This window comes from Streptomyces sp. NBC_00513 (assembly GCF_041431415.1).
Lineage (GTDB): Bacteria > Actinomycetota > Actinomycetes > Streptomycetales > Streptomycetaceae > Streptomyces.
The window spans coordinates 6,352,604-6,370,377 of record NZ_CP107845.1 but is presented as its reverse complement, the minus strand read 5'-3'; the positions used below and the strand labels follow the sequence as shown (position 1 = coordinate 6,370,377).

Genomic DNA, 17,774 nt, shown 5'->3' with positions numbered 1-17,774 from the left:
GCGACTCGCGATTCATATCCACGTACGGGTGGCGATCACCTCTTGCGCACGACGACGAAGTCGGCGAGGGCGACGAGCTGTTCGCGTACCCGCTGCGGCATGTCGACGTCATCGAGCGCGCGGATGGCGATCGTGTGCTGGCGGCGCGCCTCCTCGGCGGTCCACTCACGGCCGCCGGCCGCGTCGATCAGGGCGGCGCGCGCCGCGAACTCCTCCTCCGAGAAGTTCTCGAAGTCGTTGCTCTTGGCGTCGGCGGCGAGCAGCTCGCCGAGTTCCTCGGCCGCCGGGCCACCTGCCGCGAGGGCGGCGACCACCGGCAGGGACTTCTTGCGCTGACGCAGGTCGCTCCACGTCTGCTTGCCGGTGGTCTCCGGGTCTCCCCAGATGCCGAGCAGGTCGTCGACGGCCTGGAAGGCGAGGCCGAGGTGGTAGCCGTACTCCTCCAGCTTGTCGGCGGTGCGGTCGTCCGCGCCGCCGAGCACCGCGCCGATCGAGACCGCGCAGGCGAGCAGGGCGCCGGTCTTGTTGCCCTCCATCTCCAGGCACTCCTCGACGCTGACGCGCTCGCGGTGCTCGTACGAGATGTCCTGGGCCTGGCCGTCGATGAGCTTGCGGCTGGCGGTGGTCAACCGGCGGGTGGCGCGTCCGGCCTCGACGGTGCCCAGTTCCAGCAGGACCTCGTTGGCGAGGGCGAAGAGGGCATCGCCGACCAGGATCGCGAGGGCCGGGCCGTGCACCTTCCACACGGTGTCGCGGTGTCGGCGCTGCTCGTCGCCGTCCATCAGGTCGTCGTGCAGCAGCGAGAAGTTGTGGACGAGTTCGACGGCCACGGCTCCCGGGACGCCGACCTCGGGCGCGGCGCCCGCGGCCTCCGCGGAGAGCAGGGCGAGGGCGGGGCGGATCGCCTTGCCCCCGTCGCCGTCCGCCGGGTTGCCGTGGGCGTCGATCCAGCCGAAGTGGTAGGCGGCGACGGTGTCCATGGGCGATGCGAGCCGTTCCACGGCGGCGCGGAGCACGGGCGTGGACAGTGCGCGGCCACGCTCCAGCAGGGCGACGGTGTCCGCCTTCTCCCCACCGGCCGTGCCCACACTGGCATCCGCGTTCTCGACAGCCGGATTCCCCGGGTTCACTGGCTCTCCTCTGGTTCCTGTACGTGTACGTGCTGCGCGCGCTGCGGCGGTGATGTCGATGCTCGTCATACCGCCTCCCGCAGCGGGTGTTCACGCCGGCGGTCGAGACCGGCGAGCGCGGCGTGTGCCGCGGCCAGTCCGCTTCGGACGGCGCTCTCCATGGTCGCGGGCCAACCGGTGGCGGTCCACGCACCGGCGAGAAAGAGTCCCGGCGTGTCGGTCCGGGCACCGGGTCGCAGCCGGCCGACTCCGGGGGTGGGGGCGAAGGTCGCGGTCCGCTCCCGGGTGACGAAGAAGTCCCGTACCTTCGCGCCGCGCGCGGCGGGCAGCAGTCGCTCCAACTCGGGCAGGTACTTGGCCCGCAGGACCGAGACGGGTTCGTCGATGTCGTCCTGGGCCACCGACTGGGACAGGGCGAGGTACTGGCCGCCGTCGGTGAGCCCGGAGGCGTCGGTGCGGTCGAAGACCCATTGGACCGGGGTGCCGAGCGCGGCGAAGAAGGGCTGCCTGAGGACCTTGCGGTCGTAGACGACGTGGACGTTGAGGATGGGGGCCGTGGCGATGTCGAGGAGCTTGTCGGGGTCGGCGAGGGCCCCGGGCGGCAACAACGCGTGCGCCTCGCGTTGGGGGACGGCCAGGACCACGGTGTCCGCGTCGAGCGATTCGCTCTCGGTGTCGACCCGCCAACTGCCGGACTCCAGCCGCGACAGGCAGGTGACGCGGGTCCGCAGCTCGGTGCGCACGCCGGCCGCGTCGAGCGCCTTGCGGGCGAGGACGTCGTGGAGGTCGCCGAGCGGGACGCGGGCCCAGCCGATGTCGGCGGCGCCGTTCTCGGACAGCAGGCCGGTCTTGAAGACCTTGGCGGCCAGCCCCAACGACGACTGGTCGGCGGTGGCGTTGAGGGTGGCGATGCCGACGAGGTCCCACAACGCCTCGATGGTGCGCGGGGATTGGCCGTGACGGCCGAGCCAGGTCGCGAAGTCCACGCCGTCGAGCGCCGGGTCGGCGGGGTCGAGGCGGCGCAGCGCGAGGGCGGCGCGTCCGACGCTCGCCCGTTCGGCGAGGGTGAGGTGCGGGTAGCGGGCCAGGGAGGAGGCCAGGTGCAGGGGCACGGGCAGGGCGCTGCGGCGCAGCCTGCCCAGGCGCGGCCCCCGGGGGTGCGCGACGTCCAGTACGGGTACGTCGAGCCGGTTCTGGAGGGGGGCGAGGGCGGCGCCGTCGACGCGGTCGAGGAACCACCGGTAGGCGGTGCAGCAACGCAGGTAGACGTGCTGGCCGTTGTCCACGGTCAGCTCGCCGCGCTTGAAGGAGAAGGCGAGTCCGCCGAGTCGGGGGCGGCTCTCCAGGAGGGTCACCCGCATGCCGGCGTCGGCGAGTTCCAGGGCGGTGGTGACACCGGCCAGGCCTCCGCCGACGACCACCGCGTGGTTGGCGGTCATGCGTCCTCCTCGTCGACCTTCGGGGCCCCATTGGTCCGGTCCATTACCTCGTCAGACGCCCCGGCCGGCGGCGGGGTTGCCCCGGTCCGGGCGCGGCCGTCGCGGTCGAGGCCGGCCCGCGCCGTCAAGGCCGCCTCCTGGTGCTCTGCCGGGAGACGGTCCGGGCGTCGAGGCCGGAGAGGCCGCGTACGGCGACGTACGCCTTCTCGTGCGTGGGCAGCGAGACGCGTCCGCGCAGCACGGCGTCGGGCTCGCGCTCGATGCGGTCGAGGAGGCGGCGGTAGATGCCGGCCATGGCGGCGACGCAGGCACCGCTGCGCCGGTCGAGCATGGGCAGCAGTCGGTAGCCCTCGACGAACAGGGCGCGGGCGCGCCGGACTTCGTGGTGGACGAGGCCGGCGAAGTCGGCGCCGGCGGACATCCGCTCGCTGCGGAAGCCCTCGGAGCAGCCGAACTTGGCGAGGTCCTCGGCCGGGAGGTAGGTGCGTCCGTTGCCGGCGTCCTCGCGAACGTCCCTGAGGATGTTGGTGAGTTGCAGGGCGAGGCCGAGGGTGTCGGCGTACTCGCCGGCCCGCTCGGCGTCGTGCGCGCCGGGGGCGGTGCCGAACACGCCGAGCGAGAGGCGTCCGATGGCGCCCGCGACGCAGCGGCAGTAGACCTTGAGGTCGTCCCAGGTCTCGTAGCTCTCGCCGCGCACGTCCATCAGGACGCCGTCGATGAGTTCGTCGAGTCCGCCCAGGGGGATCGGGAAGCGGCGCGCGGCGTGGGCGAGGGCGACGGCGACGGGGTCGGTGTCGTCCTCGTCGATCTCCTCGGCGCGGATCCGGCCCAGGAGGGCGCGGGTCTCCTCCAACCGGACCAGCTTGGCGTCGGGCGCCAGCGTGCCGTCGCCGATGTCGTCGACGCGGCGCGAGAACGCGTACAGCGCGGACATGGCCTGCCGCTTGTCGTTGGGCAGCAGCCTGATGCCGTACGCGAAGTTGCGGGCCTGCGAGCCGGTGACTGCCTCGCAGTAGCCGTAGGCGGCCTGGACCGGCGCGGACGGTGTGGACGCGTGTGTGGGGCCCTCCACGTTGGGGCTCACCCCTTTCTCGGCGCTGTGCGCAGGACGGCGGCCACCTCGCGGAGCAGGCCGCTCCCGGTGGGCTTGGGCGGGCCGGGAAGTACGTCGAAACCGGCGTCGGTGACGGCTCGCAGGGCGGCGCGCCCGCCCCCCACGAACCCCGCGAGCAGCAGTCGGAGCCTGCCGTGGACGCTACCCACGAGGGGGGTGCCTTCATTCAGGAGGTCCCGGGCGCGCACGGTTTCGAATGCGATGAGGGAGCGTACGGACGCTCCTGCGGTGGGGGCCTTGAGGTCGACCTCGGACACGTGGAAGCGGCGCATGTCCTCGGCCGGGAGGTAGATCCGGTCGCGGCCGAGGTCCTCGGCGACGTCCTGGAGGTGCTCGGCGATCTGGAGTGCGGTGCAGACGGCGTCGGAGCGTCGGATCCGCTCGGGGGTCGCCGTCCCGGTGAGGGCGAGCACGAGGCGGCCGACGGGGTTCGCGGACAGCTCGCAGTAGGCGAGCAGGTCCCCGTACGTCTCGTAGCGGGCGACCCGTTGGTCCTGACGGTTGGCCTCGATCAGACCGAGGAAGGGCTCGGGGGTGAGGTCGTGCGCGCGGACCACGGGCCGCAGGGCCCGCAGCAGGGGGTGCCGCGGGGGGCCGTCGGCGCCCGCGAAGACGCGCTTCAGGTCGGCCTCGAAGGCGTCGAGCATGGCGAGCCGGTCGTCCGAGGCCTCCGGGTCGAGGCCGAGCAGGACGGCGTCGTGGCCGCCGGGGGCGAGGTCGCCGTCGCCGATGTCGTCGACGAGTCGGGCGTAGCCGTACACCGCCGTCAGCCCGTCGCGCCAGGCGCGGGGCAGGAAGGCGGGGGCGACGGGGAAGTTCTCCGTCCGGGCCTTGTCGAGCGTGAGGCTCGTGTGGGCGTCGGACGTCGCGGGGACCGGGTGCCGTCGACCACGGATACCGTGCCCGGGGCTCACCGCCCGCCGCCCGGGGCGGGGACGGCCACAGTGTTTGGGGGCCGGAGAATTCCCGTAGCCATTGCCGTCACATCTCCCGTTCTACACTGCCGACCCAAGGCATCCTATTTCGGACACGCCGCCGGACTTTACCCGGGGTACCCCCGGCCATTCGGCTGTGGGGAAACGTCCCCTCTTGATGTGATCGAGAACTGCCCCAGCTTACGCTGTACAACGTCGCGGAGGCCTATCGGGTATTCGCTTCGCGAGCAAATGTCGGAGGGCGGAAATAATCGCCGTCACACCAAGGCCCCCGCCGCACGGAGCGGCAGGGGCCTGCGGTATTACCGGGCATTGACAGGCACCTCGTCCTGTCAGTGACTGGTGGCCTTCTCATATGCCGAGACGACTTCCTCGGTGGGCCCGTCCATCAGCAGCTCACCCTTCTCCAACCACAGCACGCGGTCGCAGGTGTCGCGGATGGACTTGTTGTTGTGACTCACCAGGAACACCGTTCCGGCCGTCTCGCGCAGCTCGCGAATACGGGCTTCCGAGCGGACCTGGAACTTGCGGTCACCGGTCGCCAGCGCCTCGTCGATCATCAGGACGTCGTGGTCCTTGGCCGCGGCGATGGAGAAACGCAGGCGTGCCGCCATGCCCGAGGAGTACGTGCGCATCGGCAGGGAGATGAAGTCGCCCTTCTCGTTGATCCCGGAGAAGTCGACGATGTCGTCGTAGCGCTCCCTGATCTGCTCGCGCGTCATGCCCATCGCCAGACCGCCGAGGACGACGTTGCGTTCGCCGGTCAGGTCGTTCATGAGTGCGGCGTTGACGCCCAGCAGCGAGGGCTGGCCGTCCGTGTAGACCTTGCCGGACTCGCAGGGCAGCAGCCCCGCGATGGCGCGCAGCAGGGTGGACTTGCCGGAACCGTTGGAGCCGATGACCCCGATGGCCTCGCCGCGGTACGCGGTGAAGGAGACGCCGCGTACGGCGTGGACCCGGCGCACGCCCGGGGAGTCGCCCTTGCCCCGGCGGAGTATCTTGCTCAGCGCCGCCGTGGCGCTGCCCCTGCCGGAGCTGCCGGTGTTGACCCGGTAGACGATGTGGACCTCGTCGGCGATGACGGTGGGGACGTGCCCCTTCTTGATCTCAGCCACGGCCGTAACGCTCCTCAGCCTTCCAGAAGTACACGAAGCCGCCGATGCCGGTGAGAACGGCCCAGCCGACCGCGAAGCCCCAGACGTGCGGCGGCAGGTTTTCCGGGCCGTAGCCGTCGATCAGCGCGAAGCGGACGAGGTCCATGTAGATGGCCGCGGGGTTCCACTGGAGGACGTCCGCGATCCAGGCCGGCTTGTCCTTCAGCATCTCGTTGATCGAGAACATGACACCCGAGGCGTACATCCACGTGCGCGTGATGAACGGCATCAGCTGCGCGAGGTCGGGGGTCTTGGACCCCATCCGCGCGAAGACCAGCGCCAGCCCGGTGTTGAAGACGAACTGCAGCGCCAGCGCCGGGATGACCAGCAGCCACGACAACTGCGGGTAGTTGCCGAAGGCCACCGCGACGATGACCACCACGATCATCGAGTACATCAGCTGCTGGAGCTGCTGCATCGAGAAGGAGATGGGGAGCGAGGCGCGCGGGAAGTGCAGGGCGCGGACCAGACCGAGGTTGCCGGGGATCGCGCGGACACCCGCCATCACCGAGTTCTGGGTGAAGGTGAAGACGAAGATGCCCATCACCAGGAAGGGGATGTAAACGCCCTTCTCCATGCCCCGGCCCGCGTTCAGGATCAGGCCGAAAATCAGGTAGTAGACCAGGGCGTTCAGCAGCGGGGTCGCCACCTGCCAGATCTGCCCGAGCTTCGCCTGGCTGTACTGCGCCACCAGCTTGGCCCGGGAGAAGGCCATGATGAAGTGACGTCGGCCCCAGAGCTGCCGCACGTACTCGCCCAGGCCGGGCCGGGCTCCGCTGACGGACAGGCCGTACTTCCTGGCGAGCTCCGCGGGGGCGAGCCCCGCGTCTTCGGACGGCGGCTTGCTCGTGGCGAGGGCGCCGTCGTGGGTTGTGTCACTCACAAGTTGAAACTTTCCGTCTTCAAGATGCGGCAGAAGGGGGGATCGGACCCGGAGTACGGGGCCCTTGATCAGGCCCCATGCTCCCAGACGCGAGCTTGTCAGATGACAGGTGGTCGGCCGAGCCGGGTCAGCCGCCAGACCGTACGCCACTTCATGGGGCGTCTGGGACCACACGGGGTGGTCCAGCCCTCCTTGAACCCGCCGAACCAGGCCTTGAGGGCCGGTCCCGACGGCTTGCGCAGGAGCGTCAGGGCCATCCAGACGCCCAGGTAGAGCGGTACCAGGAGGGCGGGCAGATTCCGGCGGGCCAGCCACACCCGGTTACGAGCCACCATACGGTGGTAGACCGCGTGCCGGGACGGAGCCGTCGTCGGGTGCAGCAGCACCATGTCCGCGCGGTAGTCGATCCGCCACCCGGCGTCGAGTGCCCGCCAGGCCAGGTCGGTCTCCTCGTGGGCGTAGAAGAACTCCCCCGGCAGCGCTCCGACCTGCTCGAACACCCTCGTGCGGACGGCGTTGGCGCCGCCCAGGAAGGTGGTCACGCGGGAGGAACGCATGGGGTCGGAGGCGCGCAGCCGCGGCACGTGGCGCCGCTGGGTCTCGCCGGTGTCCGGATCGGCGATCCGGAAGCTGACGATCCCGAGCGAGGGGTCCTCGGCGAAGGCCTGCCGGCACAGTTCGGCGGTGTCGGTGCGTTCCAGCAGCCCGTCGTCGTCCAGGAAGAGCAGGGCGTCCACGTCGGTGCCACCGGGGCCGAAGGCCTCGATGCCGACGTTGCGGCCGCCGGGGATGCCCAGGTTCTCGGGCAGGTCGACCGTACGGACCCCCTCGGGCAGGCCGGTGACCTTGACGCCCTGGCCGACGACGACGACCTCGACGGGGGCGCCGTCCTGGCGCGCCACCGAGTCGAGGAGCGCCTTGAGCTCGTCGGGACGGTTGCCCATGGTGATGATCACGGCGCCCAGCCGCATCGGCGTCGTCACTTGAGCCTGCTGGAGGCCAGGACCGACACCAGGTGCAGCAGGGTCTGCAGCAGGGCGATGCCGGCCAGCACGGCGACGCCGAGCCGGGTGTAGAACAGGTCGCCGCGGACCTGGTCGACGACGGCCAGCAGCAGGATGAGCAGCGAGGCCTCGATGCCCAGGATCAGCCGGTGGAACTTGAGCGCGGCGGCGGCCCGGCGCGCGAGCGCCATGCCGGACGAGCGCGGTTCCGACGCCTCCTCCTTGACGGGCGCCTTGCCGACCTGGTGCCGGGCGACGCCGACCAGATCGGTCTCGGCCTTGATCAGGATCGCGCCGAGCGCCGCCAGGGTGCCCAGGAACGCCCACAGCCAGTCGATCCGCCCGCTGCCCCACAGGTCCGAGGCGCGCAGGCCGAAGCCGACCAGCACCGCGGCGTCGCACAGGTAGGCGCCGACGCGGTCCAGGTACACCCCGGAGAGCGAGAACTGCTTCTTCCAGCGGGCGACCTCGCCGTCGACGCAGTCGAGCAGCAGGTAGAGCTGGACCATGATCACGCCGAGGACGGCGCCCCAGATGCCCGGGATCAGCAGGGCCGGGGCCGCGAGGACTCCGGCCACGGTCATCACGTAGGTCAGCTGGTTGGGCGTGACCTTGGTGGAGACCAGGACGCGGGTGATGCGCAGGGAGATCTCGCGCATGTAGAGGCGTCCGCCCCAGTGCTCGCCGCTGCGTCGATCCTTGACGCCCGGCGGGTGAACGACGGGCCGGAGTTCAGCTACGGATGGTTTGGACATAGTCGGCGTAAGCATCCCTGATCTCGGCTGCGGACAGGTTGAGGTGCTCCAGGATGGTGAAGCGTCCAGGTCGGGTCTGGGGGGCGTACTCGACGGCCGCGACGAACTCGTCCACGCTGAACCCGATCTCCTCGGGCAGCACGGGCAGCTCGTGGCGGCGCAGCACCTCGACGAAGAGCGCGGAGTGCTCCTTGGCTCCCCGCAGGTGCATGGCGAAGGCCGCCCCGATGCCGACCTGCTCGCCGTGGAGCGCGGAGCGTCCCGGGTAGAGCAGGTCGAAGGCGTGGCTGATCTCGTGGCAGGCGCCGGACGACGGGCGGGTGTCCCCGCTGATCGACATGGCGATGCCGGAGAGCACGAGGGCCTCCGAGAGCACGGTCAGGAACTCGTCGTCGCCCACCGTGCCGGGGTGGCGCAGCACGGACTCGCCGGCGGTGCGGGCCATGGCGGCGGCCAGGCCGTCGACGGGCTCGCCGTTGAGGCGGTGCGAGAGCTCCCAGTCGGCGACGGCCGAGATGTTGGAGATCGCGTCGCCGATGCCCGCGCGGACGAAGCGGGCCGGGGCGTCCTTGATCACGTCGAGGTCGATGACCATCGCGATCGGCATGGGAACGCCGTAGGAACCGCGGCCGTTGTCGTTGTCCAGGATGGACACCGGCGAGCAGATGCCGTCGTGGGAGAGGTTGGTGGCGACGGCCACCATGGGCAGCCCGACCCGCGCCGCGGCGTACTTCGCCACGTCGATGATCTTGCCGCCGCCCAGTCCGACGACCGCGTCGTAGCGGCGGCCCTTTATGTCGTCGGCCAGCTTGACCGCCGAGTCGATGGTGCCGTCGACGACCGGGTACCAGTCGGCGTGCGGCAGGACGGGCTCCAGCTTGGCGCGCAGCACCTGGCCGGATCCCCCGCTGATCGCGATCGCAAGCTTGCCGGACGCGGAGACGCGCTGGTCGGCCAGGAGGCCGGCCAGGTCGTCCATCGCGCCGCAGCTGATGTCGACGACGACGGGCGAGGGGATCAGCCGCGTCAGTACTGGCATGCGATGGTCCGGCCCTTGGCGAGGTCGTCGTGGTTGTCGATCTCGACCCACTTGACGTCGCCGATGGGGGCCACGTCGATGGTGAAGCCGTCGTTGACGAGCTGCTGGTAGCCGTCCTCGTAGTAGAGGTCGGGGTCGCGCTCGAAGGTGGTCTGGAGCGCCCGCGCCAGTTCCTCGGCGGCTTCCGGCTCGATCAGGGTGACGCCGATGTACTCGCCGGTCGCCTCCGACGGCTCCATCAGCTTGGTGATCCTGCGCACGCCCTGGCCGTCGGCGGTGATGACCTTCATCTCCTCGTCGGCCAGCTGCTTGACCGTGTCGAGGGCGAGGATGATCTTCTGGCCCTGGCCTCGGGCGGCCAGCAGGGTCTTCTCGACGGAGACCGGGTGGACGGTGTCGCCGTTGGCGAGGATCACGCCGCGCTTGAGGACGTCACGCGCGCACCACAGGGAGTAGGCGTTGTTCCACTCCTCGGCCTTGTCGTTGTCGATCAGCGTGATCTTGACGCCGTACTTGGCCTCCAGGGCCTCGCGGCGCTCGTACACGGCTTCCTTGCGGTAGCCGACGACGATCGCGACCTCGGTCAGTCCGACCTCGGCGAAGTTGCCGAGGGTGAGGTCGAGGACGGTCAGGCTCTCCTCGTCCCCCTCGGGACCGACGGGCACGAGGGCCTTGGGCAGGGTGTCGGTGTAGGGACGCAGACGGCGTCCGGCACCGGCAGCGAGTACAAGGCCGATCATGCTGGTTCTCCTTCGTCATGTACGGCGGGTGCTCCGGAGGAGACCCAGAACCGGATGCTCTCCGAGAGCACCACGAGTGCCACGAACACGGCCGTGACCGTGAGCGCGACGGGGAAGTCCGCGGGGCGCTCGGCCAGGACGGCGGCCAGTGCCGCGGTGAGCAGCACCCGGCCCTCGTGCCCGCCGATCGTCCGCACCAGCCAGTGCGGGGGCGCCCCGGTGCCACCGCGGATGCGGTAGACCGTGTCGTAGTGATGGTAGGCGACCGCCGCGACCAGTCCGAATGCCGCCGGGAGGGCTCCCGGGACGTCCGCCTTGGCCGCGAGGATCAATACGGTGGTGTACTCGGCGGCCCGGAAGACGGGCGGGACGAGCCAGTCGAGGGCGCCCTTGAGGGGGCGGGCGACGGCGGCGCCGGCGAGGACCGCGTAGAAGACGGCGGCGATGACGACCTGGCGGGCACCGAACTCGTACGCCCAGGCCGTCCACAGCAGCGCGACCGAGCCGACGAGGGCGGCGGCGATGCCGGCGCCGGGCGCCATCCGGCCGACGATCCGGCCGGTGAGGGTCGCGATCGGGCCCGAGTCGGCGAGGTCGGCCAGCGCCTGGGCGGCGCGGTCGGTGCGCTTCGCCTTGCGGGTCAGCGAGCGCAGCACGCGGCCCGCGGTGGTGTACAGCGCGCCGAAGGCGCAGCCGATGAGCAGGGCGTAGAAGACGATCCGGGGGGTGGTGACGGCGGTCAGCACGGCGATCATCGCCCACCGTTCGCCGATCGGCAGGATGATCATCCGGCGGACCCAGACCGTCCAGCCGACGCTGTCGAGCCGGTCGGAGAGGGCGGCGGTGGGGCTCGTGTTCGCCGTGGCGTCGTGGTTCGCCTCGTTGAAGGAGAAGTCGACGATGTGCCGGCAGGTCATCAGGATCATCGCGCCGAGGGCCAGGGCCCAGACGTCGTCGCCGTTCCTGGCCGCGCCGAGCGCGAGGCCCGCGTAGAAGGAGTACTCCTTCGCGCGGTCGAAGGTCGCGTCGAGCCAGGCGCCCAGCGTCGAGTACTGCAGGGAGTAGCGGGCGAGCTGCCCGTCGGCGCAGTCCAGTACGAAGGAGAGGAGGAGGAGGACACCGGCCGCGACGTAGCCCCAGCGGTCACCGGTGGCCGCGCAGCCGGCCGCGACGAGCGCGGTGAGCAGCGAGGCGGTGGTGACCTGGTTGGGGGTCAGGCCGCGGCGCGCGCACCAGCGGGCGACGTAGCGCGAGTACGGGCTGATGAAGAAGGTGGTGAAGAACCCGTCGCGGGACTTCACGGCGGTCCGCAGCCGCACGGCCTCGTCGTCCACGGCGGCGACGGCGGCGACGGCGCTCGCGCGCTCCGGGCCGGCGGCGGGGACGGCGGCGACCAGGGTGCCGAGCTCGGGCCGCTGCACGGGGATCCCGGCGGCCTCGACGGCGGCGGCGAGCCGGTCGGGGTAGGGGCCGGCGCCGTTCTCGGGGAGGGCCGCGGCCAGGTCCAGGGCGGCGCGGGCAGCGGCCTGGACGGCGAAGGCGCCGGTCACGGCGCAGGCGTCGAAGCGCGGGTCGGTGAGCGCGAGCCGCAGGGCGTGCACGTGGCCGACGAACGCGCTGTCGACGACGGCCACCCGCTGTTCGGTCGGTACGTCGGCCAGCGCGGTGGCGGTGTCCTCGGGCCTGGTGACGGAGCGGACGTCGAAGCCCAACGTGCGCAGCTCGTCGGCGAGCGGCGATCCGGGGACCGGCAGGCCGGTGAGGATGACGGTCGGCAGTCGAACCCACTCCTTGCAGCGAACACGGGACGGCCGCCGCGTGGGGCGGCGGCACGTCGGCAGAGGCTATCGGATGAATGGAAGCGGGGGTTCACCACCCGTTTGCGCTCCGACAAGCCGAATGTTCCCGGGCTGGGAGGCCCCGTGGCGATCATCATCGACGAGAACGCTCGGGGATCACAAACCGCGTGACTGTTAGGCTTCTCGCAGACGTGTACGACCTTCGCGCACACGTCCCGCACCGGAACCGGACGAGAAAGAGGTGGGTTGATGACCGTCGCAGAGGTCGCCGCCGAGGGCAGCGACGCGCTCCGACACATCCCCGTCTTCCTCCGGGCGTCCGGCCAGGCCTGATCACCCCGATCGGCCCCGTCGGCCGGAGCCCCCGTTCCGAGGGTTCACGTTGACCGACCACACCGGTTCCATTCCTTCCGGCTCCTCCTCTTCCACACCCGACTTCGGCGATGCCGACTTCGGCGACCCCGCTTTCCGTGAGGCCTTCCTCACGCTCCACCGCGGCCTGCCCCGGCAGTCCCCCGGTTCCGACGCGACCACCCGGCACCTGCTGTCCCTGTGCGGGCCGCTGCCCGAGCGCCCCCGGGTCCTGGACCTGGGCTGCGGTCCGGGCCGCGGCGCGCTGCTGCTCGCCGCCGAGGCGGGCGCCGAGGTGACCGCGGTCGATCTGTACGAGGGCTTCCTCGACGAGCTCCGCGAGGCGGCCGAGGCCCGCGGGCTCGGCGACCGTGTCCATGCCGTCAACGCGGACATGGGGGCGCTGACCTGCGAGGACGGCTCCTTCGACCTCGTCTGGGCCGAGGGTTCGGCCTACATCGTCGGCTTCGACCGCGCGCTCGCGTCGTGGAAGCGCCTGCTCGCACCCGGCGGCGCCCTCGTGGTGACGGAGTGCGAGTGGACCGTCGAGGAGCCGTCCGCGGGGGCACGCGCCTTCTGGGACCCCCAGTACCCGCTGCGCTCCACCGCCCGCAACCTCGCGGCCGTCCAGGTCGCCGGGTACCGGGTGTCGGGCGTCCACCACCAGCCCGACTCCGACTGGGCCGAGTACTACGGTCCGCTCGGCGAGCGGGTGCGCGCCTGCGACGATCCGACCGCCGGCGCCCCGGCCCGTGCCGCGACCGCCGCGGTGCGCGAGGAGCTCGACGTACGGGAACGGCACGGGCACGAGTACGGGTACACGGGCTACGTCCTGCGCCCGGTGACCGCCGGGGACGGCGGTGCCTGGCCGGCCCGCCCGGAGACCGCCGCCGATGTCCCGGGGGTGCGCGAAGTCAACCTGGCGGCGTTCGAGACCCCCCTGGAGGCGGATCTGGTCGACGCCCTCCGCGCGGACGTCTCCTGGCTGCCGGGGCTGTCGTACGTGGCCGAGCGCCCGGACGGATCGCCGGCGGCGCACGCCCTGCTGACCCGCTGCGAGGTGTCCGGCGCACCGGCGCTCGCGCTCGCACCCGTGGCGGCCGACCCCGCGGTCCACCGCTCGGGCGCGGGCAGCGCGGTCGTACGGGCGCTCCTCGCGGACGCCCGCGGGCGCGGGGAGTCGTTGGTGCTCGTCCTCGGGCATCCGGCGTATTACGCGCGCTTCGGTTTCGTGCCGGCGTCCCGGTTCGGGATCCGGGCGCCCTTCGAGGTGCCCGACGAGGTGATGATGGCGCTCGTGCTGGACGACACCGTGCCGATCCCCGCGGGCACGATCGCCTATCCGGCGCCGTTCGGCGTCTGACGCGGCGGCCCGGCCCGGTCCGGCCGGGGCCCGAGTGATCCGCCCCCCGTCGCCCGCCTAGCATGCGACGGGGGGCGGACGTGCGCTGATGTTCGAAGTGGGGACAAGCCGCTTTTGTACGGCAGACTTGAAGGCCGAAGTCCGAAGCGAAGGATGGGTATGCCGACCACACCAGCCACCGCCGCGAACAGCGCGTCCACCGGCACCGGGATCCAAGAAGCGATCATGCTCGAACTGGTCGACGAGTCCGGCAACACCATCGGCACGGCGGAGAAGCTCTCCGCCCACCAGGCCCCCGGTCTGTTGCACCGCGCGTTCTCGGTGTTCCTCTTCGACGAGCAGGGGCGGCTGCTGCTGCAGCGGCGGGCCCTGGGGAAGTACCACTCCCCCGGCGTCTGGTCGAACACCTGCTGCGGTCATCCCTACCCCGGGGAGTCGCCGTTCGCGGCCGCCGCCCGGCGCACCCACGAGGAGTTGGGGCTGTCGCCCTCGCTGCTCGCCGAGGCGGGAACGGTGCGCTACAACCACCCCGACCCCGCGTCGGGTCTGGTGGAGCAGGAGTACAACCACCTGTTCGTGGGACTCGCCCAGGCTGAGCTGCGGCCCGATCCGGAAGAGGTCGGGGAGACGGCGTTCGTCACCGCCGACGAGTTGGTGAAGCGGCATGCCGAGGCGCCGTTCTCGGCGTGGTTCATGACCGTGCTCGACGCTGCCCGGCCCGCGATCCGCGAGCTGACCGGGGACGCCGCGGGCTGGTAGTCCCCCCGCCGGCGCACGGGCGCGGGCGCCTGCCGCGCGAGTGGGTCACACGTGCGGGGCGGGGGTCGACGGCCCGGTGGGGACGGTCAGCGGCAGCGCCGCCCAGATCACCTTGCCGCCCGTCGAGGTGTGCTCGACGTCGCAGACCCCGCCGGCCTCCAGCGTGATCTCCCGGACGAGCAGCAGGCCCCGTCCGCCGGTCTGGCCGAAATCGGCCTCAAGGGCTTTGGGGCGGTACGGGTGGTTGTCCTCGACGGCCACCCGTACCCATGCGCGGCCCACCGCGACCTCGACCGCGACCTCGGGCGAGAGCAGGGCCGCGTGCCGGACGGAGTTCGTCACCAGTTCGGAGACGATCAGCAGCAGGGAGTACACCAGGTCCTGATGGGCCGGCACCCCCTGCCGGCCGAGCAGGTCACGGACCGCCCGGCGAGCCTGAGGAACGGATTCTTCTACCGCGGGAGCGGTGAATCGCCACACGCCCTCGTACGCGAGGGGGTCGGCCGGAGCCTCCGGCTCACCCCCCTCTGCCGGCGGGGTGTTCCCGCTGTCGTCCATCTTCCGACCCCCGTCTTCGCGCTCGATCGTCTCCACGCGTCAAGAGTGGGCACCGGCCTGGTCCGGACCGCATCACTGACCATAAGTCAGCGCCAATCGGACGCTTTCTGACCGATGGCGTATGACGGAGTCAGTTGTGCGACCGTTCCTGATCTCCCGATGCGCTCTTCTCGGACGTCTCGCGCGTCCCGCCCGCCTCGTCCCGCCCGCCGCGCCCGGCCCCGCCGCCGTCCCGTCCTCCCCGACCAGGCCGGGTGACCCGGACCGACTCCCCCGATCATGGGATCGACGGTCCGGGATAGCATCCGGCGCATGGACGCAGCCCTCCTTCACAGCGTGGCCGGCGGGGTCGCCACCGTCGTCGTCTCCCATCCCGCGAAGCGCAACGCCATGACGGCCGACATGTGGCGGGCCCTGCCGGGCCTGCTGTCCGGCCTGGCGACCGACCCGGCCGTACGGGTCCTCGTGCTGACCGGCGCCGGGGCCACCTTCTGCGCGGGCGCCGACATCTCCTCGCTGACGGGATCCGACGATCCGCAGGCGCTGGCCGTCGCGGCCGAGGAGGCGCTGGCCGCCTTCCCCAAACCCACGCTCGCCGCCATCCGGGGCTTCTGCGTGGGCGGCGGCAGTCAACTGGCGGCCGCGTGCGACCTGCGGTTCGCCGAGGAGGGCTCCTCGTACGGGGTGACCCCGGCGAAGCTCGGCATCGTCTACCCGGCTTCCTCGACACGGAGGTTGGCCGCTCTCGTGGGACCGGCGACGGCCAAGTACCTGCTCTTCTCAGCCGAGTTGATCGACGCCGATCGGGCGCTGCGCACCGGCTTCCTCGACGAGCTGTTGCCGGCCGGTGAACTGGACAAGCGCGTCGCCGAGTTCACCCGGATCCTGACGTCACGCTCCCCGCTCACCCAGGCCGCCGCGAAGGAGTTCGCGAACGGCCGCGAGGACCGGGACGCCCACTGGTCGGCGCAGGCGGCCGGCAGCGGGGACACCGCGGAGGGCGTGGCCGCGTTCCTGGAACGCCGGACCCCCGTCTTCACCTGGACGCCTCCGACGCGTTGAGCCCGCGCAGCATCGCGACGATCTCGGCCGGGGCCTTCTCGGGGGAACCGGCGTCGTAGGGCGGCTGCGGATCGTACTCGGTCATCAGCTGGACGATCTGCGCGAACTCGTCGCCCGCGATCCGGCCGAGCAGCGTGAGCCCCATGTCGATGCCGGAGGACACCCCGGCGGCCGTCACGTACTTGCCGTCGAAGACCACCCGTTCCCCGGTGGGTTCGGCGCCGAACGCCGGCAGTCGGTCCAGGTACAGCCAGTGGCCGGCGGCCCGCCGCCCGTCGAGCAGGCCGGCGGCGGCCAGCAGGAGCGAGCCCGTGCACACGGAGGTGGTCCACGTGGTGCCGGCGTCGACCGCGCGCAGCCAGTCGAGCACGGCGGGGTTGCCCATCTGCTTCTCGGGGTGCGGGCCGCCGGGCACGACGATGACGTCCGGGCGGGTCACCTCGCCCAGCGACTTGTCGGCGACGAGCGCGAGGCTCCCGTTGTCGGTGCGCACGGGCCCCGGACGCTCGGAGACGAAGACGGTCTCGGCGCCCTGGAGGCGACCGAGGGTGTCGAAGGGTCCGATGGCGTCGAGGGCGGTGAACCCGTCGTAGAGCAGTACGGCGATCTGCATGGTTCCTCCTGAGCGGTGATCGTCCGGGTGCGGGATCCCGCACCCGGCAAACTCGTGGTCGACCCGGCGGCGCGCGGTCACGCCGGGGCTCCGCCGAAGCGGCGTCGGTACTCGGCCGGGGACTGGCCCAGGGTCTTCACGAAGGCTCTGCGCAGCGCCTCCGGCGTGCCGTATCCGCAGGCCCGCGAGATCTGCGCCACGCCCTCCACGCCCTCCTCCAGCAAACGCCGCGCGTGCTCCACCCGCACCCGCTCGACGTACCGTCCGGGCGTCACCCCGGTCTCGGCCCGGAAGGCCCGCGCGAAGTGCCGCGGCGAGAGGGCCGCGCGGGCCGCGAGCGCCTCCACTCCGAGGTCCTCGTCCGGATGCTCGGTGATCCACTGCTGTACGTCCCGCAACGGCTCCCGTCGTGCGGTCTGCGCCGCGAGTTGGGCGCTGAACTGGGCCTGGTTGCCGGGGCGGCGCAGGAACACCACCAGGTGCCGGGCGATCACGAGCGCCGTGTCCCGCCCGTGGTCCTCCTCGACCAGCGCGAGCGCGAGGTCGATCCCGGCGGTGACCCCGGCCGAGGTGGTGACCCGTCCGTCCCGCACGTAGATCGGGTCCGGCTCCACCGTGACGGCCGGATGGTCCCTGGCCAGCTGCTCGCACACCATCCAGTGCGTGGTCGCGCGGCGCCCGTCCAGCAGGCCCGCCTCGGCCAGCAGCAGTCCCCCCGTGCACACCGACACCAGGCGCCCCGCGTGACCCCCGTGCACGCGCAGCCACTCGGTGATCCGGGGTTCGAAGTCCCCCGTGTACCGCCCTCCGGGCACCAGCAGCGTGGTGTCCTCGTCGGGCCGGGCACTCTCCAGGTCCCCGTCCGGCACGAGCGTCAGGCCGCTGCTCGTGCGGACCGCCGACCCGCCCGGGGAGACGGTACGGATGGCGTACCCGCGGCGGCCCGGGAAGCGGGCGACGGCGGCGAACACCTCCACCGGACCGGTCACGTCCAGGCTCTGCACGCCGTCGTAGAGGACGACCAACACGTTTCGCGACGACATGCCTCCATGGTGTGACGCGGCGAGTGATGGCCG

General features: G+C 71.8%; 17 protein-coding genes. 3 read left to right on the top strand and 14 right to left on the bottom strand.

Translation table 11 applies throughout. The features are described 5' to 3' along the window. Positions 1 to 35: 35 nt before the first annotated feature. The 11 genes from OHA84_RS29090 to OHA84_RS29040 form a co-directional block, all read right to left on the bottom strand. Positions 36 to 1,130: a polyprenyl synthetase family protein gene (locus OHA84_RS29090; protein ID WP_371591480.1), complete on the bottom strand. Its 1,095-nt coding sequence runs from the start codon at positions 1,128 to 1,130 to the stop codon at positions 36 to 38. 65 nt (positions 1,131 to 1,195) lie between these two features. Continuing rightward, a complete protein-coding gene (gene hpnE / locus OHA84_RS29085) occupies positions 1,196 to 2,569 on the bottom strand; it encodes a hydroxysqualene dehydroxylase HpnE (protein ID WP_053677238.1) in 1,374 nt (457 codons plus the stop codon). A 124-nt stretch (positions 2,570 to 2,693) separates the two neighbouring features. Continuing rightward, positions 2,694 to 3,653 carry a presqualene diphosphate synthase HpnD gene (hpnD, locus tag OHA84_RS29080; protein WP_371591479.1) on the bottom strand — a complete coding sequence of 320 codons (960 nt, stop codon included), beginning with the start codon at positions 3,651 to 3,653 and terminating at the stop codon, positions 2,694 to 2,696. After that, positions 3,650 to 4,579, bottom strand: a complete 930-nt coding sequence (hpnC, locus tag OHA84_RS29075; protein WP_053677313.1) for a squalene synthase HpnC — start codon at positions 4,577 to 4,579, stop codon at positions 3,650 to 3,652. Before hpnC ends, hpnD begins: the two co-directional genes overlap by 4 nt. Before the next feature lie 371 nt (positions 4,580 to 4,950). Continuing rightward, a complete protein-coding gene (locus tag OHA84_RS29070; protein ID WP_053677240.1) occupies positions 4,951 to 5,733 on the bottom strand; it encodes an ABC transporter ATP-binding protein in 783 nt (260 codons plus the stop codon). Then, positions 5,726 to 6,655 carry an ABC transporter permease gene (locus tag OHA84_RS29065; RefSeq protein ID WP_053677242.1) on the bottom strand — a complete coding sequence of 310 codons (930 nt, stop codon included), beginning with the start codon at positions 6,653 to 6,655 and terminating at the stop codon, positions 5,726 to 5,728. Before OHA84_RS29065 ends, OHA84_RS29070 begins: the two co-directional genes overlap by 8 nt. 98 nt (positions 6,656 to 6,753) lie before the next feature. Further along, entirely contained in the window at positions 6,754 to 7,626 is an 873-nt protein-coding gene (locus OHA84_RS29060; RefSeq protein ID WP_266950767.1) for a glycosyltransferase family 2 protein, read from the bottom strand. An 8-nt stretch (positions 7,627 to 7,634) separates the two neighbouring features. Further along, complete coding sequence (locus tag OHA84_RS29055; RefSeq protein WP_078998740.1) at positions 7,635 to 8,414, bottom strand: CDP-alcohol phosphatidyltransferase family protein; 780 nt, start codon at positions 8,412 to 8,414, stop codon at positions 7,635 to 7,637. Then, positions 8,392 to 9,453, bottom strand: a complete 1,062-nt coding sequence (locus tag OHA84_RS29050) for an iron-containing alcohol dehydrogenase family protein (protein WP_053677248.1) — start codon at positions 9,451 to 9,453, stop codon at positions 8,392 to 8,394. Before OHA84_RS29050 ends, OHA84_RS29055 begins: the two co-directional genes overlap by 23 nt. Further along, positions 9,441 to 10,193 carry a sugar phosphate nucleotidyltransferase gene (locus OHA84_RS29045; protein ID WP_053677250.1) on the bottom strand — a complete coding sequence of 251 codons (753 nt, stop codon included), beginning with the start codon at positions 10,191 to 10,193 and terminating at the stop codon, positions 9,441 to 9,443. The genes OHA84_RS29050 and OHA84_RS29045 overlap by 13 nt, the downstream gene beginning before the upstream one ends. After that, positions 10,190 to 11,971, bottom strand: a complete 1,782-nt coding sequence (locus OHA84_RS29040; RefSeq protein WP_053677252.1) for a DUF5941 domain-containing protein — start codon at positions 11,969 to 11,971, stop codon at positions 10,190 to 10,192. Before OHA84_RS29040 ends, OHA84_RS29045 begins: the two co-directional genes overlap by 4 nt. A 520-nt stretch (positions 11,972 to 12,491) precedes the next feature. Between OHA84_RS29040 and OHA84_RS29035 the strand changes: the two genes are divergently transcribed. Continuing rightward, positions 12,492 to 13,706, top strand: coding sequence for a bifunctional class I SAM-dependent methyltransferase/N-acetyltransferase (locus tag OHA84_RS29035; protein WP_266973908.1), 1,215 nt, complete (start codon positions 12,492 to 12,494; stop codon positions 13,704 to 13,706). A 159-nt stretch (positions 13,707 to 13,865) separates the two neighbouring features. Continuing rightward, entirely contained in the window at positions 13,866 to 14,465 is a 600-nt protein-coding gene (idi, locus tag OHA84_RS29030; protein WP_053677254.1) for an isopentenyl-diphosphate Delta-isomerase, read from the top strand. 45 nt (positions 14,466 to 14,510) lie between these two features. Here the strand turns inward: idi and OHA84_RS29025 are convergent, their stop codons facing one another. Next, positions 14,511 to 15,023, bottom strand: coding sequence for an ATP-binding protein (locus tag OHA84_RS29025; RefSeq protein ID WP_371591610.1), 513 nt, complete (start codon positions 15,021 to 15,023; stop codon positions 14,511 to 14,513). A gap of 312 nt (positions 15,024 to 15,335) precedes the next feature. Here OHA84_RS29025 and OHA84_RS29020 point away from each other — a divergent pair, with 312 nt between their 5' ends. Beyond that, positions 15,336 to 16,085 (top strand): enoyl-CoA hydratase/isomerase family protein, encoded by a 750-nt coding sequence (locus tag OHA84_RS29020; RefSeq protein WP_053677258.1) that lies wholly within the window; start codon positions 15,336 to 15,338, stop codon positions 16,083 to 16,085. On the opposite strand, the gene OHA84_RS29015 is transcribed toward OHA84_RS29020, so the two are convergent. Then, the gene (locus OHA84_RS29015) at positions 16,060 to 16,698 is read right to left on the bottom strand and encodes a DJ-1/PfpI family protein (RefSeq protein WP_053677259.1); all 639 of its coding nucleotides are present in this window, start codon (positions 16,696 to 16,698) and stop codon (positions 16,060 to 16,062) included. The two genes, OHA84_RS29020 and OHA84_RS29015, sit on opposite strands and share 26 nt — an antisense overlap. 77 nt (positions 16,699 to 16,775) lie before the next feature. Next, positions 16,776 to 17,741, bottom strand: a complete 966-nt coding sequence (locus OHA84_RS29010; RefSeq protein ID WP_053677261.1) for a GlxA family transcriptional regulator — start codon at positions 17,739 to 17,741, stop codon at positions 16,776 to 16,778. Between the last annotated feature and the right edge of the window lie 33 nt (positions 17,742 to 17,774).

Excerpts from the sequence above, each read along its gene's own strand:
- hpnE (WP_053677238.1), bottom strand. The coding sequence starts at position 2,569 with ATGACCGCCAACCACGCGGTGGTCGTCGGCGGAGGCCTGGCCGGTGTC.
- OHA84_RS29060 (WP_266950767.1), bottom strand. The coding sequence starts at position 7,626 with ATGCGGCTGGGCGCCGTGATCATCACCATGGGCAACCGTCCCGACGAG.
- OHA84_RS29055 (WP_078998740.1), bottom strand. The coding sequence starts at position 8,414 with ATGTCCAAACCATCCGTAGCTGAACTCCGGCCCGTCGTTCACCCGCCG.
- OHA84_RS29050 (WP_053677248.1), bottom strand. The coding sequence starts at position 9,453 with ATGCCAGTACTGACGCGGCTGATCCCCTCGCCCGTCGTCGTCGACATC.
- OHA84_RS29045 (WP_053677250.1), bottom strand. The coding sequence starts at position 10,193 with ATGATCGGCCTTGTACTCGCTGCCGGTGCCGGACGCCGTCTGCGTCCC.
- idi (WP_053677254.1), top strand. The coding sequence starts at position 13,866 with ATGCCGACCACACCAGCCACCGCCGCGAACAGCGCGTCCACCGGCACC.
- OHA84_RS29025 (WP_371591610.1), bottom strand. The coding sequence starts at position 15,023 with ATGGACGACAGCGGGAACACCCCGCCGGCAGAGGGGGGTGAGCCGGAG.
- OHA84_RS29020 (WP_053677258.1), top strand. The coding sequence starts at position 15,336 with ATGGACGCAGCCCTCCTTCACAGCGTGGCCGGCGGGGTCGCCACCGTC.
- OHA84_RS29015 (WP_053677259.1), bottom strand. The coding sequence starts at position 16,698 with ATGCAGATCGCCGTACTGCTCTACGACGGGTTCACCGCCCTCGACGCC.
- OHA84_RS29010 (WP_053677261.1), bottom strand. The coding sequence starts at position 17,741 with ATGTCGTCGCGAAACGTGTTGGTCGTCCTCTACGACGGCGTGCAGAGC.